This is a genomic window from Oceanidesulfovibrio marinus (assembly GCF_013085545.1).
GTDB lineage: Bacteria > Desulfobacterota > Desulfovibrionia > Desulfovibrionales > Desulfovibrionaceae > Oceanidesulfovibrio > Oceanidesulfovibrio marinus.
The window spans coordinates 3,859,595-3,876,121 of sequence record NZ_CP039543.1; the positions used below are offsets into that span (position 1 = coordinate 3,859,595).

Here is a 16,527-nt window from a genome sequence, read left to right on the forward strand (position 1 = left end):
CGAAACCAAGCCAAAGCTTATCATCATTGAAGGAGTTCTTCCCATGGCCGATATCACCAAAGAGCAAGTGATCGAATTTATTTCCGAAATGACCGTCCTCGACCTCGCCGAGCTCATCAAGGAGCTCGAGGAGAAGTTCGGTGTCTCCGCTGCCGCTCCCGTGGCTGCCGTGGCCGCCATGCCTGGCGCCGGCGGTGGCGAGGCTGCTGCTGAAGAGGAAGAGAAGACCGAGTTCGACGTCATTCTCAAGGCTGCCGGCGGCAACAAGATCGCCGTCATCAAGGTTGTCCGCGCCCTGACCGGCCTGGGCCTCAAGGAAGCCAAGGCCAAGGTGGACGAGGCTCCCCAGGCGATCAAGGAAGCCGTCTCCAAGGACGACGCCGAGGAAGCCAAGAAGCAGCTCGAAGAAGCCGGCGCCGAAGTCGAGGTCAAGTAAGACCGTTTCGGACCGTGAAGGTTTTGCGGGGCGCCGGAATGCGGCGCCCCGCTTTTTTGTCTAAATTGGAAAAAAAGTACTTGCGCAGTTGCCCGAGAAGCCTTATACAGGGAATTTACAGAAGCTTCTGATGACATGTGTATTCTCACGTGCCATCCTCATCGTCCCGGGAATTCGAATATCAATCTATGACAAATACTTCCCGTTGACGGGTGCCTTCCGCGCGTCCGGATGTACCAATGCCCTCTATGAGGCTAGCGGTCTGTCCGGTTCGTGCGTATTTTTTTCCTCTCAACCTATCCTGCCGAGGGTGTCATGACCCAGCTTGTCAAGAAATTCGGTAAGATCGAAAACACCCTGCCCATCCCCCACCTGCTCGACTTGCAGGTCGAGTCCTACAAGCAGTTCTTGCAGTACGACGCGGCTGAGCGCAAGTCGGACATGGGGCTCGAGGGTGTTTTCCGGTCCGTCTTCCCCATCGAGGATTTCAACAAGACCGCCAGCCTCGAGTATGTCAGCTACGAGATCTTTGATCCAGAGTATGACGAAGCCGAGTGCATGTCCAAGGGCCTCACCTTCGAGGCGCCTATTCGCATCATGGTGCGCCTCGTTGTCTACGATGTGGACGAGGAGTCGGGCAACCGCACCATCCGTGACATCAAGGAGCAGCCCATCTATTTCGGGAAGATCCCCCTGATGACAGATAAGGGGACCTTCATTGTCAATGGCACCGAGCGTGTCATCGTCAACCAGTTGCAGCGCTCGCCCGGCATCATCTTCGAGCACGACTCCGGCCGCTCCCACTCCAGCCGCCGCGTCCTCTACTCCTGCCGGATCATTCCCATGCGCGGCTCCTGGCTCGACTTCGACTTCGACCATAAGGACATCCTCTACGTCCGCATCGACCGCCGTCGCAAGATGCCGGCCACCATCCTGTTCAAGGCAATGGGCATGGGCAAGCAGGAGATCCTCGACTATTTCTACCAGAAGGAACACTTCCGTCTGGATGGCGAGGCCGTGCTCTGGGAGATCGAGGACGGCTTCTTCCGAAAGGAGAAGGCCGCGGCCGAGGTCAAGAACGCCGAAGGCGAGGTTATCGTCAAGGAAGGGCAGATCATCAACAAGCGCCTCTTCCGGATGATGCTCAAGAACAACACCGAGGCCATGCAGGTCGATCCTTCCGTGCTCGACGGCCTGTACCTTTCCGAGGATATTGTCGACCCGAGCACCGGCGAGGTCATCGCCGAGGCCGGCGACGAGATCACCGGCGAGATCGTGGAAAACATGCGCGAGGCCGAGATCAATCGCTTCGCCGTGCTGCATACCCGCGGCTCGGACGTGTCGCCCTCCATGCGCGACACCCTGATGCTCGACAAGACCACCGACGCCGAAAGTGCGCGGATCGAAATATACCGCAGGCTGCGTCCTTCCTCGCCGCCTACCCCGGAGATTGCGGAGTCCTTCTTTGACAACCTCTTCCGCAACCCGGACTACTACGACCTCTCCGCCGTGGGTCGCTACAAGCTCAACAGTCGCCTCGGTCTGGACCGGCCGCTGGAAGAGCGCACCCTGTCGGACGACGATATTCTCGAGTCCATCAAGCAGCTCTGCAAGCTGAAGGACTCCCACGGCCCGGCCGACGATATCGACCACCTGGGCAACCGCCGCGTGCGGCCTGTGGGCGAGCTCGTGGAGAACCAGTACCGCATCGGCCTGGTGCGCATGGAGCGCGCCATCAAGGAGCGCATGAGCCTCCAGGAAGTGGCCACGCTGATGCCCCACGACCTCATCAACCCCAAGCCCGTGGCTGCCGTGCTCAAGGAGTTCTTCGGAACTTCGCAGCTCTCGCAGTTCATGGACCAGACCAACTCCCTGTCCGAGGTCACCCATAAGCGGCGTCTCTCGGCACTGGGCCCCGGCGGCCTCACCCGCGAGCGCGCGGGCTTCGAAGTGCGCGACGTGCACACCTCGCACTACGGCCGCATCTGTCCCATCGAGACTCCTGAAGGTCCGAACATCGGCCTCATCGTCTCGCTGACTACATACTCCCGCGTCAACGACTACGGCTTTATCGAGACCCCGTACCGCGTGGTCAAGGACAGCCAGGTCACCGACGAGGTCTTCTACCTGGACGCCACCCGCGAAGCCGACCACGTCATCGCCCAGGCCAACGCGCCACTGGACGACGAAAAGCGCTTCGTCAATCCGCTGGTCGTTACCCGCGTGAAGGGCGACGTGCTCATGAGCCCCAAGGAAGAAGTGACGCTCATGGACATCGCGCCGTCGCAGATGGTCTCCGTGTCCGCGGCGCTCATTCCCTTCCTGGAGCACGACGACGCCAACCGCGCACTCATGGGTTCCAACATGCAGCGCCAGGCAGTGCCGCTGCTGCGCACCGAGATTCCACTGGTGGGCACGGGCATGGAAGCCGTCGTGGCTCAGGACTCCGGTTCCTGCGTCATCGCCGAGCAGGCCGGCACGGTCTACTACGCCGACGCCGACCGCATCATCATGGGCTACGGCGACAACGCGCCCAAGTATGAGAAGACCGGCGGCGTGAAGACCTACGAGCTGCAGAAGTTCCACAAGTCGAACCAGAACTCCTGCTTCGGCCAGAAGCCGCGCGTGGTTACCGGCCAGGTCGTGGACAAGGGCGAGATCCTTGCCGACGGTCCGGGCATCAAGGACGGCGAGTTGGCTCTGGGCAAGAACCTGCTCGTGGCGTTCATGCCCTGGTGCGGTTACAACTTCGAGGACTCCATCCTCATCTCCGAGCGCGTGGTCAAGGAGGACGTCTACACCTCCGTGCACATCGAGGAGTTCGAGGTGGTCGCCCGCGACACCAAGCTTGGACCGGAGGAGGTCACCCGCGACATCCCCAACGTCAGCGAAGAGATGCTCCGCAACCTCGATGAGAGCGGCATCATCCGCATCGGCGCCAACGTGAAGGCGGACGACATCCTGGTGGGTAAGATCACGCCCAAGGGCGAGACCCAGCTCACTCCGGAAGAGAAGCTGCTGCGCGCCATCTTCGGCGACAAGGCCCGCGACGTGAAGAACACCTCCCTCAAGGTTCCGCCGGGAATCGAGGGCACCATCATCGACGTCAAGGTCTTCAATCGCCGCTCCGGCGAGAAGGACGACCGCTCCCGCGCCATCGAGGACATGGAGCTGGCCAAGATGGACCGCGTGGAAGCCAAAAACGTCTACGCCATCACCCAGACCCTGCGCGAGAAGATCTGGACCTTCATCGAGAACAAGCAGCTGGGCACCAACCTCATGGGCAAGAAGAAGGGCCAGGTCCTTGCCGAGGCCGGCCACTCCATGACCCGCGAGATGCTGGACGAGGTGCCGATCAAGAAGCTCGCCGGCATGTTCAAGTCCAAGGAAGTGAACGAGCAGCTGCAGACCCTGATCGACGATTACGACCGCCAGGTGAAGGTGATCAAGACGCTGTACGACCAGAAACGCTCCCGGGTGACCGAGGGCGACGACCTGCCTCCCGGCGTCATCAAGATGGTCAAGGTCCACATCGCCGTGAAGCGCAAGCTCTCCGTGGGCGATAAGATGGCCGGCCGCCACGGCAACAAGGGCGTCGTCTCCTGCATTCTGCCGGAAGAGGACATGCCCTTCTTCGCCGACGGCACGCCGATGGACATCGTGCTCAACCCGCTGGGCGTGCCTTCGCGTATGAACATCGGGCAGATCATGGAGACCCACCTGGGCCGCGGCGCGCGCGAGATCGGCGCGTTGATTGCGGAAAAGGCCAAGGAGCTGACCGCTCCGGACGTGCTGCGCAAGGACGTCAAGGAGCTGCTCGGCTCGCGGGAGATGGATCCGGTCATCGATGCCATGAGCGACGAGGATCTGCTTGCGGCGTGCAAGAATGTCGAGCGCGGCATCCTGACCAAGACGCCGGTCTTTGACGGCGCCAGCGAGGACGAGATCTGGGGCCTTCTGTCCCAGGCCGGCCTGCCCGACGACGGCAAGTCCGTGCTTTACGACGGCCGCACCGGCGATCCGTTCCACAACCGTGTCACCGTGGGCATCATGTACATGCTCAAGCTGCACCACCTCGTGGATGAGAAAATCCACGCCCGCTCCACCGGCCCGTACTCTCTCGTTACGCAGCAGCCTCTGGGCGGTAAGGCCCAGTTCGGCGGCCAGCGTCTCGGTGAGATGGAGGTCTGGGCCCTGGAAGCGTATGGCGCGGCGCACCTGCTGCAGGAGTTCCTCACGGTCAAGTCCGACGACGTCACCGGACGCGTCAAGATGTACGAGAAGATCGTGAAGGGCGATAACTTCCTGGAAGCAGGCCTGCCCGAGTCGTTCAACGTCCTGGTCAAGGAGCTCATGAGCCTCGGCCTCGACGTGAACCTTATCGAAGAGGAACGCAAGAAGGCGAAGCGCGCCCAGTAGCGCACGCCTCGCGGTCCCCTGGTTACAGACGTCAACCCTCAAACGAGTGGGGTTTTAATAATGAGCTTGGATGATCTCTTTTCGTTCCGCGGCGCCTCGGCGACCAGTGTCACCAGCCGGTCCCTGAAGGCCATCAAGATCTCCATCGCTTCCCCGGAGTCCATCCGGGAATGGTCGTACGGCGAGGTCAAAAAGCCGGAAACCATCAACTACCGGACCTTCAAGCCCGAACGTGACGGCCTCTTCTGCGCCAAGATCTTCGGGCCGGTGAAGGACTACGAGTGCAACTGCGGCAAGTACAAGCGCATGAAGCACCGTGGCATTGTCTGCGAGAAATGCGGCGTCGAGGTTATCGCCTCCAAGGTGCGTCGCGAGCGCATGGGCCACATCGAGCTCGCCGCTCCGGTAGCGCACATCTGGTTCCTCAAGACGCTGCCGTCCAAGATCGGCACGCTGCTCGACATGACCATGGCCGACCTGGAGAAGGTGCTGTACTTCGACTCCTACGTGGTGCTCGACCCCGGCAACACCACCCTGACCAAGCTGCAGGTGATCTCCGAAGATCAGTACCTGCAGGTCATCGACTACTACGGCGAGGACGCCATTGTAGTGGGAATGGGCGCCGAGGCGATCCGCTCCCTGCTTGAGGAGCTGAACCTGGAGCAGCTCCGAGCCGAGCTGCGCGAGGAGTCGCAGACCACCCGTTCCCAGACCAAGAAAAAGAAGATCACGAAGCGGCTCAAGATCATTGAGGCGTTCATCGATTCCGGCAACAAGCCCGAGTGGATCGTCATGGAGGTTGTCCCCGTGATTCCGCCGGAGCTGCGGCCTCTCGTGCCTCTGGACGGCGGCCGTTTCGCCACCAGCGACCTCAACGATCTCTACCGCCGGGTGATCAACCGTAACAACCGCCTGAAGCGGCTCATGGAGCTGGGTGCGCCGGATATCATCATCCGCAACGAAAAGCGCATGCTTCAGGAAGCCGTGGACGCGCTCTTTGACAACGGCCGCCGCGGCCGCGCCATCACCGGCACCAACGGCCGTCCGCTCAAGTCCCTCTCGGACATGATCAAGGGCAAGCAGGGCCGGTTCCGCCAGAACCTGCTGGGCAAACGCGTGGACTACTCCGGCCGCTCCGTCATCGTGGTTGGTCCCAAGCTGAAGCTGCACCAGTGCGGCCTGCCCAAGAAGATGGCCCTGGAGCTGTTCAAGCCGTTCATCTACTCCGAGCTGGAGAAGCGCGACCTCGCCTCCACCATCAAGTCTGCCAAGAAGATGGTCGAGCGCGAAGAGCTGGTGGTGTGGGACATCCTGGAAGAGGTGGTGCGGGAGTACCCCATCCTCCTCAACCGCGCTCCCACGCTGCACCGTCTGGGCATCCAAGCATTCGAGCCCACCCTGGTTGAGGGTAAGGCCATCCAGCTGCACCCGCTGGTCTGCTCCGCCTACAACGCGGACTTCGACGGCGACCAGATGGCCGTGCACGTGCCCCTCTCCGTGGAGGCGCAGATCGAGTGCCGCGTGCTGCTGATGAGCTCCAACAACATCCTCTCCCCGGCCAACGGCTCGCCGGTCATCGTCCCGTCGCAGGACATCGTTCTCGGTCTCTACTACATGACCGTGGAGCGTTCCTTCCTCAAGGGCGAAGGCAAGAAGTTCACCGCGCCGTGGGAGGTCATCGCGGCGTATGACGCCGGCACCCTGGACCTGCACGCGCGCATCAAGGTGCGCCTTGACGGCCAGCTGGTGGACACCACTCCCGGCCGCGTCATCGCCGGCCAGCTGCTGCCGGACGACGTGCCGTTCTCGGCTGTGAACAAGCTGCTCACCAAGAAGGCCATTGCCGGCCTGGTGGGCGAGGTCTACCGCGAGTCCGGGACCAAGGCCACGGTCATCCTCTGCGACAGGCTCAAGGACCTGGGGTACGAGTTCGCCACCCGCGCCGGCGTCACCATCGGCGTCAAGGACCTCTCCATCCCCTCGACCAAGCCGGCCATGCTGGAAAAGGCCCGCAACGAGGTGGACGAGATCGAGCACCAGTACCGCGAAGGCATCATCACCAAGACCGAGAAGTACAACAAGGTCGTGGACGTCTGGACCAAGGTCACCAACGACGTGTCCAACGAGATGATGCGCGAGATATCCAAGGATATCCTGGAGAACCCGGAGACGGGCGAGAAGGAGGAGAACATCTCCCTCAACCCGATCTTCATGATGAGCCACTCCGGTTCTCGTGGTAACCAGGACCAGATGCGTCAGCTCGCAGGTATGCGCGGCCTGATGGCCAAGCCTTCCGGCGAGATCATCGAGACGCCCATCACGTCGAGCTTCCGCGAAGGTCTTACGGTGCTCCAGTACTTCACCTCCACCCACGGCGCACGAAAGGGCCTGGCCGACACCGCGCTCAAGACCGCGAACTCCGGCTATCTCACCCGTCGTCTGGTGGACGTGGTGCAGGACGTCATCGTCATCGAGAACGACTGCGGCACCGTGGACGGCCTCGAAATGACGCACAACATCAAGGGTGGCGAGGTGAAGGTGCCTCTCAGCGAGCGCATCCTGGGCCGCGCCTTGCTCTTCCCGGTGTACGATCCCGAGACCGGGGACGAGCTCCTGCCGGGCAACGCGATCATCGACGAGGAATCCGCCCGGATGCTGGAAGACAAGGGCATCTCCTCGGTCATGGTCCGTTCGCCGCTCACCTGCCAGAGCCGTCAGGGCGTCTGCAGCCTGTGCTACGGCCGCGACCTGGCCCGCGGGCACATGGTCAACGTGGGCGAGACCGTGGGCATCATCGCCGCGCAGTCCATCGGCGAGCCCGGCACGCAGCTCACCATGCGTACGTTCCACATCGGCGGCACGGCTTCCCGCGAGGTCGAGCGCTCCTCCATCGCAGCGCAGCACAATGGCCACGTGTCCATGTCCCGCGTGAAGATGGTCAAGAACTCCGAGGGCCTGTACATGGTGCTCGGCAAGTCCGGCCAGGTGGGCGTTGTGGACGAGCAGGGCCGTGAACGCGAGCGCTACGTCCTGCCCACGGGCGCCAAGCTCTTTGTCGCCGCTGATCAGCAGGTGAAGAAGGGCGAGCTGCTGGCCGAATGGGACCCCTTCAACGAGCCCTTTGTCACGGACGTGGACGGCGAGCTGAAGTTCACCGACATCGTGGAAGGCAAGACCTATCAGGAGAAGGTGGACGAAGCCACGAAGATGGCCACCCAGACCATCATCGAGTACCGCACCACCAACTACAAGCCCTCCATCTCGGTTGTGGACGAGGACGGCAACCCCAAGATGCGGCCCGATTCGCATGTGCCGGCCGTGTACCAGCTGCCGGTGGGCGCCATCCTGATGATCCGCGACGGACAGAAGGTCAACGCCGGCGACATCATCGCCCGTAAGCCCCGCGAAACGTCCAAGACCAAGGACATCGTCGGTGGTCTGCCGCGCGTCGCCGAGCTCTTCGAGGTCCGCAAGCCCAAGGACATGGCCGTTGTCTCCGAGATCGACGGCATCGTGTCCTACGGCCAGGAGACCAAGGGCAAGCGCAAGATCATCGTCACGCCCGACACCGGAGACGCCAAGGAGTACCTGATCCCCAAGGGCAAGCACATCACCGTGTCCGACGGCGACTTTGTCGAGGCCGGCGAGATGCTCACCGAGGGCTATCCGGAGCTCCACGACATCCTGAAGATCAAGGGCGAGAAGTTCCTGGCCAACTACCTTGTCGAGGAGATCCAGGACGTCTACCGCTTCCAGGGCGTTAACATCAACGACAAGCACATCGAGGTCATCGTCCGCCAGATGCTCAAGAAGGTGAACATCACCGATCCGGGCCAGACCTCCTTCCTCGCCGGCGAGCAGGTGGACAAGCACCGCTTCATGGACGAGAACGAGGCGTGCATCAAGGAAGGCAAGACGCCTGCCTCGGCCGAGCCCATGGTTCTGGGCATCACCCAGGCCTCGCTCACCACGGACTCCTTCATCTCTGCGGCGTCCTTCCAGGAGACCACCAAGGTGCTCACGGAAGCCGCCCTGCAGGGCAAGGAAGATCCGCTGCGCGGTCTCAAGGAGAACGTCATCGTGGGCCGGCTCATTCCGGCAGGCACTGGTTTCCGGCGCTACGTGGACAGCGAGATCAACGTGCCCGAGCAGCCGGAGAAGCCCGACAAGTTCCTCGAAGAGCTTGAGGACAACCCGCTGCTCATCGAAGAGTAGCCGGACTCCATACCCGATACGCCAAGGCGGCCTTTCCCGAGCAGGGAGGGGCCGCCTTTTTCGTTGGCGTTCTTGCCAATGTAGTGGCCCTGTGACACAAGATATGTAGGTATTAGGGCTTTAGAGCCGCTGACAAAACCTTGTCTGCGTTTGCACGGTTTGCTCGGGTTCCGGCTTCGTCAACCAGCATTGACGTAGGGCTCGCCTCGCTGCGTCTGCTTCGGTGTCCTTGCCCGAACCCGCCCCGCTCGTGCCCGGCGCGGCGACCGGTTTTGGTAAAGACTCTTATTCGATCGCACTCGTTGATTCCAGCACAAGAACTCTGGATGTGACGCCATGAAAATCGTCATCACGGGCGGAAGCGGATTTATCGGCAGCACACTGACGCGCAGCCTCCTTGCCAGAGGCGGCGAGGTTGCCATCGTCAGCCGCGACGTGGAACGCGGCAAACGCGAGCTCGGCGGGTCGCGTTCAGGCACGGAGACGGCCCGGCAGGCTCTGGAGAGCGGCGCGCTGCGCGTCATCTCCTGGGACGACCTGGCGACCGGGGTGGACGGCGCGGACGCTGTGATCAACCTGGCAGGCGCGTCCATCTTCGGCGCGCGCTGGAGCGAGAGCCAGAAGAAGCGCATAGTGGATAGCCGCCTGAAGGCCGGCGAGGCCGTGATGGAGGCGCTGGGCAAGGCGGAGCGCAAGCCGGCAGTGCTCGTGCAGGGCTCGGCCGTGGGCTACTACGGCCTGGGACGCGAGCCCGTGGACGAAAGCGCGCCGCCCGGAGAAGGCTTCCTGGCGGATACGGCTCGGCAGTGGGAGGACTCCACAAAGGATGCCGAGGCCATGGGCGTGCGCCGGGTCATCGTGCGCACTGGTGTGGTCCTGGGCCGCGACGGCGGAGCGCTGGAGCAGTTCGTGCGGCCGTTCAAGTTTTTTGCCGGCGGCGTTATCGGCAGCGGCAAGCAGTGGCTCTCCTGGGTGCACATGGACGACGAGGTGGGCGCCATCGAGTTTCTGCTGGATCGCGAGGACTTGTCCGGACCCTTTAACCTCTGCGCGCCGGAGCCGGAGAACATGACGGACTTCGTACGCACCCTGGGACGCGTGCTCAAGCGGCCGGCGTGGCTGCCCGTGCCGGAGTTCGCGATCAAGGCCGCGCTGGGCGAGATGGGCGAAGAGCTCATCCTGTCCGGACAGCGAGTATTGCCCAAACGGCTCCAGGAGAGTGGCTACACCTTCCGTTTTCCCAAGTTGAGGAAAGCACTGGAGGATCTTCTGGGATAATGGCTATTGATATGCGTGTAGTCTATGACAATACGGTTGATCTTTACAACATATGTCGACGGGCGCATACTTTTATCGCGATCGGCACAATCTGAACGGAGTGCCAGCGGCATTGTAGCATGACAATGTTGGCCGTCCGGAAAAGGGACACCGCGGCGCAGCGAGGCATTTCCGAGGGGTCGGGGCATGGACAAGTCGAGAGTTCTAATTGTTGAAGACGAAACCATAGTCGCCATGGACATTGAACGGCGGCTCAAGTTCATGGGGTACGAGGTGCTACACCCGGTTACGACCGGTGAAGACGCCGTGCTCAGGGCTGCCGAGCAGAGCCCGGACATCATTCTCATGGATATTATGCTCGACGGCGAGCTCGACGGCATCGACGCTGCGGCCGTCATCCGCAGCCAGCAGAGCGTTCCGGTTATCTATCTCACGGCCTATGCGGACGAAGAAACGCTGAAACGTGCACAGGTGACCGAGCCGTTTGGCTATATCATCAAACCATTCGAGGATCGCGAGCTCAAGACGTGCATCCAGATGGCGCTCTACAAGCACAGGATGGATGAGCGCATTCTGGAGAACGAGCGCTGGCTGGCCACGACACTTCGTTCCATCGGCGACGCCGTGGTCTCCACGGACCGTGCCGGCGTGGTGCGCTATGTGAACCCCATGGCCGAGAAGCTGGCCGCAGTGCAAAGCAGGGACGCCGTGGGCAAGGCCCTGCACGATGTGGTGAGCATTGAGGAGATGTCGGACGACTGCTCCCTGGAGAAGATGATGGCCGGCGTGCTCTCCAACGGTGACGGCTGCCGCAAGGAAACCGGCGTGCTCTACTCGCGCGACGGGCGGGCCATCCCCGTGGAAGTGTCGGCCTCCTCCATTCAGGGGACACTGGGCGACGGCACTCGCGCCGGTGTGGTGCTGGTGATCCACGACATGACCGAGTTCGTGCGCGCGGATCGGGCCCTGCGCAAGAGCGTGCAGGATTTGCGGCGCACCCTGGAGGAGACCGTGGGCGCGCTGACCCTGACCACGGAGAAGCGCGATCCCTACACCGCCGGACATCAGCAGCGCGTGGCCATGCTCGCCAGCGCCATAGCCGAGACCATGGACCTCACAGAGGAGCAGGTGGAGGGCATCCGCGTTTCCTCCTTGCTCCACGATATCGGAAAAATTTATATTCCGGCGGAAATACTCTCCAAGCCAACCATGCTGACGGATATCGAGATGGGCATGATGAAGACCCACTCCGAGGTGGGCCACGAGATCCTCAAGAACATTTCCTTTCCCTGGCCGGTGTCCGACATCGTTCTGCAGCACCACGAGCGGCTGGACGGCTCGGGCTACCCCATGGGCCTGAGCGGCGAAAACATTCTCCGCGAAGCGCGCATCATCATGGTCGCCGACGTAGTGGAGGCCATGTCCTCCCACCGGCCGTACCGCGCGGCCCTGGGCCTTGACCGTGCGCTGGAGGAGATCGCCAAAAACAAGGGCGTGCGATACGATCCCCTGGTTGTGGAGCACTGTCTGGACCTGTTTCGCAGCGGCTTCCGCTTCGAGGCGTAAGAAATATCCTGCGCTTGGCGTCACTGGCCGCTTGAATCCCGACCGGCTCTCGTCTAGGAAAGGGCCATGCCCCATTCCGACCCCAACGAAAATTGCGACGTCACTCCGGCGAGGCCAGTACCTGTGCGCAGCGCGCTCATAGTCACCAAAGCACGTAACGACAATGCGCATCAGCTCGGCGAGAAGGTCCGCCGGTACCTGATGGAGCAGCATGTCGAGGCGAGCTGCGTGGAAAACTCCCAGCACACGGACCCCACCCTGGAAAGCCCCGTGGCCCGCGTGCTTCGCAACGGCCCCAGGCCGGACTGCATCATCGTCCTTGGCGGCGACGGCACCATGCTCAGCGTGGCGCGCCAGCCCGAGGTGGAGCAGATTCCCCTTATCGGGCTCAACTTCGGCAAGATCGGCTTCCTCACGGACCTGTGTCCGGAAAGCTGGCGGGATGGGCTCGGCGCGCTCCTGGCCGGGAAGTACGACGTCTTCTGCGCCATGGCGCTCATGGTCGAGGTCTTCCGGTCCACGGCCAACGGCGAGACAAAGGTCTGGGCCGGCCGCGTGGTCAACGACGTGGTGATCAACCGCGGCAAGCTCGCCCGGCTCGCTAACCTCGAGGTGCTCGTGGACGACTTCTCTCTGGACTGCGTCCGCGCCGACGGCGTCATGGTCTCCACGCCGCAGGGCACCACGGGCTACGCCGTCTCCGCCGCCGGCCCGCTTGTCCATCCCCGGGTGGAGTCCCTGACTGTCACGGCCATCTGCGCTTTCCTCAACCGTTTCCCGCCCATGGTGCTTCCGGCGGACGCAACCGTCACCATCATTCCGCGGCAATCCCCGGCCGACCTCTACCTGACCCTGGACGGGCAGGAAGGGCTGCCGCTGGAGGAGGGCGACCGCATCGTGGTGAGCAGGGCCGTGCCGGACCTCGCCTTTGTCCGTCTGGGCGAGGAGTCCTACTTCCAGCGCCTCATAGGCAAGGGCTTCCTTGGTAACGTCGATCCGACCTCGGGCCGGTCGAGCTGCACCGGTGTCTTTACGACGGAGGATGCGGAGAGCGACGATGCCGAGTGAGTTTCCCGAGGTCTCGTCCGTCTCGGAGCTGCGCTATGGACGGGACCCGTACCTTGATGCCTGGCTGCTGCACTTCCTCTACGAGAACAACCTCGACTACCTGCTCACGCCGCTCTACAACGCCACGCCGGAGCAGCTTCGCTTCATGGTGGTTCTGGAAGAAGACCAGGTCTACGTGCCGTGTTCGGACGAGCTGTTCGGCGAGCTGGTGACGCACAGAAAATCCCAGTACCTCACCCGCGGCTACCTCACGGCTTGGCGGGTGTTCGCCGCGCTCATCCACGAGCACATCAAGGACGACTACGCGCGGCGCAGGATCGTCACCTTTGCCCGGCACCATTTCCGGCAGGCTGTGGAGCAGCACATCCTCATCCCCTCGCGGCTCACCAAGCGGCTCTCGGGCATCTTCCTCACCCAAAGCGGCATTGACGATCCCTATCGCGAGCGCAAAAAGAGCTACAACGAGCGCGTGGCGCAGTTCATGGGCACGCCGGCGCTGGATCAGGCGCTGCACTACTGCCCGGAGAGCTCCCTGGCCTGCAAGCGTATAGGCGACCTGCGCTGGGAGCTGGACCGGCTGGAGATGCTGCGGCTCTTCGCGCTCTCTTCCTGGGCCGACCTCTGGCACGAAGGTCCGCTGCCGGACGCCGAGGCGCTGCAGAAGGGCCTGGACCAGGCCTGCGGCGACGCCGGCAACCAGGAGAGCCTGTCCCGCGCCCTGGGACCGCGGGAGGAGGCCAAGAAGATCCTCTACATCCCCAACTCCTCGGGCGGCATCCTTTTCGACGTGCTCGTCATCAAGGCCCTGCTGCGCCAGGGGCACCAGGTCATGCTCGCGCTCAAGAACGGCTTCTACTTCCAGACGCCCACCCTCTGGGACATCGAGTGTGACCCCAGGCTGGCCGAGGCGCTGGAGCCGGCGCGCATCATGCCCGAGAACTCCGTGTCCAAGAACGACCTGCTCCGGGCCCTGCGCGAGCACCGTTTCGTGGTCATCACCGACGGCACCCGCGAACGGCTGAACCTCTACCGCGTGAGCGTGACCTTCTCCCGCGCCTGGAAAGAGGCCGACCTGATTATCGGCAAGGGTGACCCCCAGGTGCGCCGGCTCATCCACACCGGCCACAAGTTCACTCGCGACATTCTCTGCTTCCAGCGCGAAGAGGACGGCTCGTTCCGGCTCCATTTCAAGCCCAAAGCCAAAGGCATCCACAAGTTCACCGAGTCCGACCTCAACGACATGGCCGACGAGATTATCCACACCATGCGCGAGGCCAAGCTGGCCGGCAAACAGGTCATGTTCTACTCCGCCATCATCGGTTCCATCCCCGGACAGACCAAAACTGCCATCGAAGTGGTGCAGACCTTCGTGGACTACCTGCGTTTCCGGCTGGAAGGCGCGTTCATCATCAACCCGGCCGAACACTTCGTACAAGGCATGGACGGCGACGACCTTATGTACATGTGGGAACGGGTGCAGCGCTCCGGCCTCATCGATGTCTGGCGCTTCCAGTCCGTGGCCGATGTGGAAAAAAGCTTCGAGCTCATGGACCGCCGGGTGCCGCCGGTCTGGACCGGCAAGGACGCCACCTTCTCCACCGGCTGCACCAAGGAGATGAAAATCGCCCTGGAAATGCAACGCCGCCACCCGGAAATGCAGATCATCGGCCCCAACCCGGAACGGTTCTTCCGCCGCCGCGAGTACGGCGTGGGCAAGTACTTCGACGCCGGGATTCAGTACCTGTAGGCTGTGTAAACGGGGGACTCTGTCCCCCGGCCCCTGCCGGGGACCAGTGGTCCCCGGACCCCTGATACAGGGTTCAGGGAACGCCTCCGGCGGCACGGGGAATTGAATTTCCCGGGGCCCCAGAAAGGGTCAAGGGAGCACTGCTCCCTTGCAGGGAGTCTGAGGGACAGCGTCCCTCAGAACAAAAAGCCCACATCGAAGCGGTTTGACCAGCCGGGCAAGGCAGGGTAGAGAAATCGTTTGTGATTGAGTACCCGCAGTCGGCGTGGTGAGGTGACGTCCAACCAAGCCGATTTTTTGAGACAATTCATCGGGGGGATTCGTTGCGATCCCGCCGGCCACTGGAAAGTGCATCATGGCTGAGTACGAAGCGGTCATCGGGCTGGAGGTCCACGCCCAGCTCCTCACCAACTCCAAGTTGTTCTGTTCCTGTCCCACGACATTCGGCGACGAGCCCAACACGAACGTCTGCGAGGTCTGCAACGGCATGCCCGGCGTGCTCCCGGTGCTCAACCGGCGCGCTGTGGAGTTCGCCATGAAGATGGCCATGGCCGTGGACTGCACGCTGAACCGGCGCTCGGTGTTTGCGCGTAAGAACTACTTTTATCCGGACCTGCCCAAGGCGTACCAGATTTCCCAGTACGAGGAGCCCATTGCCGAGCATGGCAAGCTCACCGTGCATCTGGAGAGCGGGGACTCCACCATAGGCATCACCCGCATCCACATGGAGGAGGACGCCGGCAAGTCCATCCACTCCCCGGGCGAGAACGTCAGCTATGTGGACCTGAACCGCACGGGCACGCCGCTGCTGGAGATCGTGAGCGAGCCGGACATCCGCAGCGCCGAGGAGGCCGTGGCCTATCTCAAGAGCCTGCGCGCCATCCTGGTCTACCTGGGCATCTGCGACGGCAACCTGGAGGAGGGCTCCTTCCGCTGCGATGCCAACGTCTCCATCCGGCCCAAAGGGCAGGAGGAGTTCGGCACCCGCGCCGAGCTGAAGAACCTCAACTCCTTCCGCAACGTGCAGCGCGCCATCGAGTACGAGATCATGCGCCAGCAGGACGTGGTGGAAGATGGCGAGGCTGTCATCCAGGAAACCCGCCTGTACGACGCGGGCAAGAACGTGACCATGTCCATGCGCGGCAAGGAAGAGGCCCACGACTACCGCTACTTCCCGGACCCGGACCTCATCCCGGTCATGCTGGACGAGGCGTGGATCGAGCGCTGCAAGTCCGAGCTGCCCGAGCTGCCCGAGGCGCGGCGCAACCGCTTCATCGAAGAATACGACCTGCCCGAGCGCGACGCCGACCTGCTGACCTCGGAGCGCGATCTGGCCGACTACTTCGAGGAGGCGGCCAGGCTCTCCGGCGCGCCCAAGAAGGTGGGCAACTGGATGATGGGCGATTTCCTGCGCGAGCTGCACCAGACCCACGCCGCCGTAACCGACGCGGCTATGCGGCCGGCGCAGCTGGCCGAGCTCGTCTCCCTGGTGGAGGAGGGCGTTATCAGCGGCAAGATCGCCAAGGACATCTTCCCCGATCTCTTCGGCTCCGGCGAAAGCCCCAAGAGCTATGTCGAGGCCAAGGGGCTGGTCCAGATCTCCGACTCCTCGGCCCTGGAGACCCAAGTGGACGAGGTGCTGGCGGCCAACCCCGACGAGGTGGCGGCCTACAAAGGCGGCAAGACCAAGCTCATGGGCTTCTTCGTGGGCCAGGTTATGCGCGCTACCAAGGGCCAGGCCAACCCGGGCCTCGTTAACCAGATTCTCAAGGACAAGCTGGGCGGCTGATCCCGGACC

General features: G+C 62.7%; 8 protein-coding genes. All 8 read left to right on the plus strand.

The genetic code is table 11. The features are described 5' to 3' along the window. Positions 1-43 precede the first annotated feature (43 nt). The 8 genes from rplL (at position 44) to gatB (ending at position 16,518) form a co-directional block, all read left to right on the plus strand. Positions 44-436 carry a 50S ribosomal protein L7/L12 gene (rplL, locus tag E8L03_RS17070; protein ID WP_144305254.1) on the plus strand — a complete coding sequence of 131 codons (393 nt, stop codon included), beginning with the start codon at positions 44-46 and terminating at the stop codon, positions 434-436. A 315-nt stretch (positions 437-751) separates the two neighbouring features. Next, positions 752-4,855 (plus strand): DNA-directed RNA polymerase subunit beta, encoded by a 4,104-nt coding sequence (gene rpoB, locus E8L03_RS17075; protein WP_171267999.1) that lies wholly within the window; start codon positions 752-754, stop codon positions 4,853-4,855. A gap of 60 nt (positions 4,856-4,915) precedes the next feature. Further along, positions 4,916-9,070 carry a DNA-directed RNA polymerase subunit beta' gene (rpoC, locus tag E8L03_RS17080; RefSeq protein WP_144305252.1) on the plus strand — a complete coding sequence of 1,385 codons (4,155 nt, stop codon included), beginning with the start codon at positions 4,916-4,918 and terminating at the stop codon, positions 9,068-9,070. A gap of 336 nt (positions 9,071-9,406) precedes the next feature. Beyond that, positions 9,407-10,348 (plus strand): TIGR01777 family oxidoreductase, encoded by a 942-nt coding sequence (locus tag E8L03_RS17085; RefSeq protein ID WP_171268000.1) that lies wholly within the window; start codon positions 9,407-9,409, stop codon positions 10,346-10,348. Positions 10,349-10,534: 186 nt separating this feature from the next. Then, entirely contained in the window at positions 10,535-11,914 is a 1,380-nt protein-coding gene (locus tag E8L03_RS17090; protein ID WP_144305250.1) for an HD domain-containing phosphohydrolase, read from the plus strand. Positions 11,915-11,980: 66 nt separating this feature from the next. Beyond that, positions 11,981-12,982, plus strand: a complete 1,002-nt coding sequence (locus E8L03_RS17095) for an NAD(+)/NADH kinase (protein ID WP_144305249.1) — start codon at positions 11,981-11,983, stop codon at positions 12,980-12,982. After that, the gene (locus E8L03_RS17100) at positions 12,972-14,729 is read left to right on the plus strand and encodes an ARMT1-like domain-containing protein (protein WP_144305248.1); all 1,758 of its coding nucleotides are present in this window, start codon (positions 12,972-12,974) and stop codon (positions 14,727-14,729) included. The genes E8L03_RS17095 and E8L03_RS17100 overlap by 11 nt, the downstream gene beginning before the upstream one ends. 355 nt (positions 14,730-15,084) lie before the next feature. Further along, positions 15,085-16,518 (plus strand): Asp-tRNA(Asn)/Glu-tRNA(Gln) amidotransferase subunit GatB, encoded by a 1,434-nt coding sequence (gene gatB / locus E8L03_RS17105; RefSeq protein ID WP_144305247.1) that lies wholly within the window; start codon positions 15,085-15,087, stop codon positions 16,516-16,518. Positions 16,519-16,527: the final 9 nt, after the last annotated feature.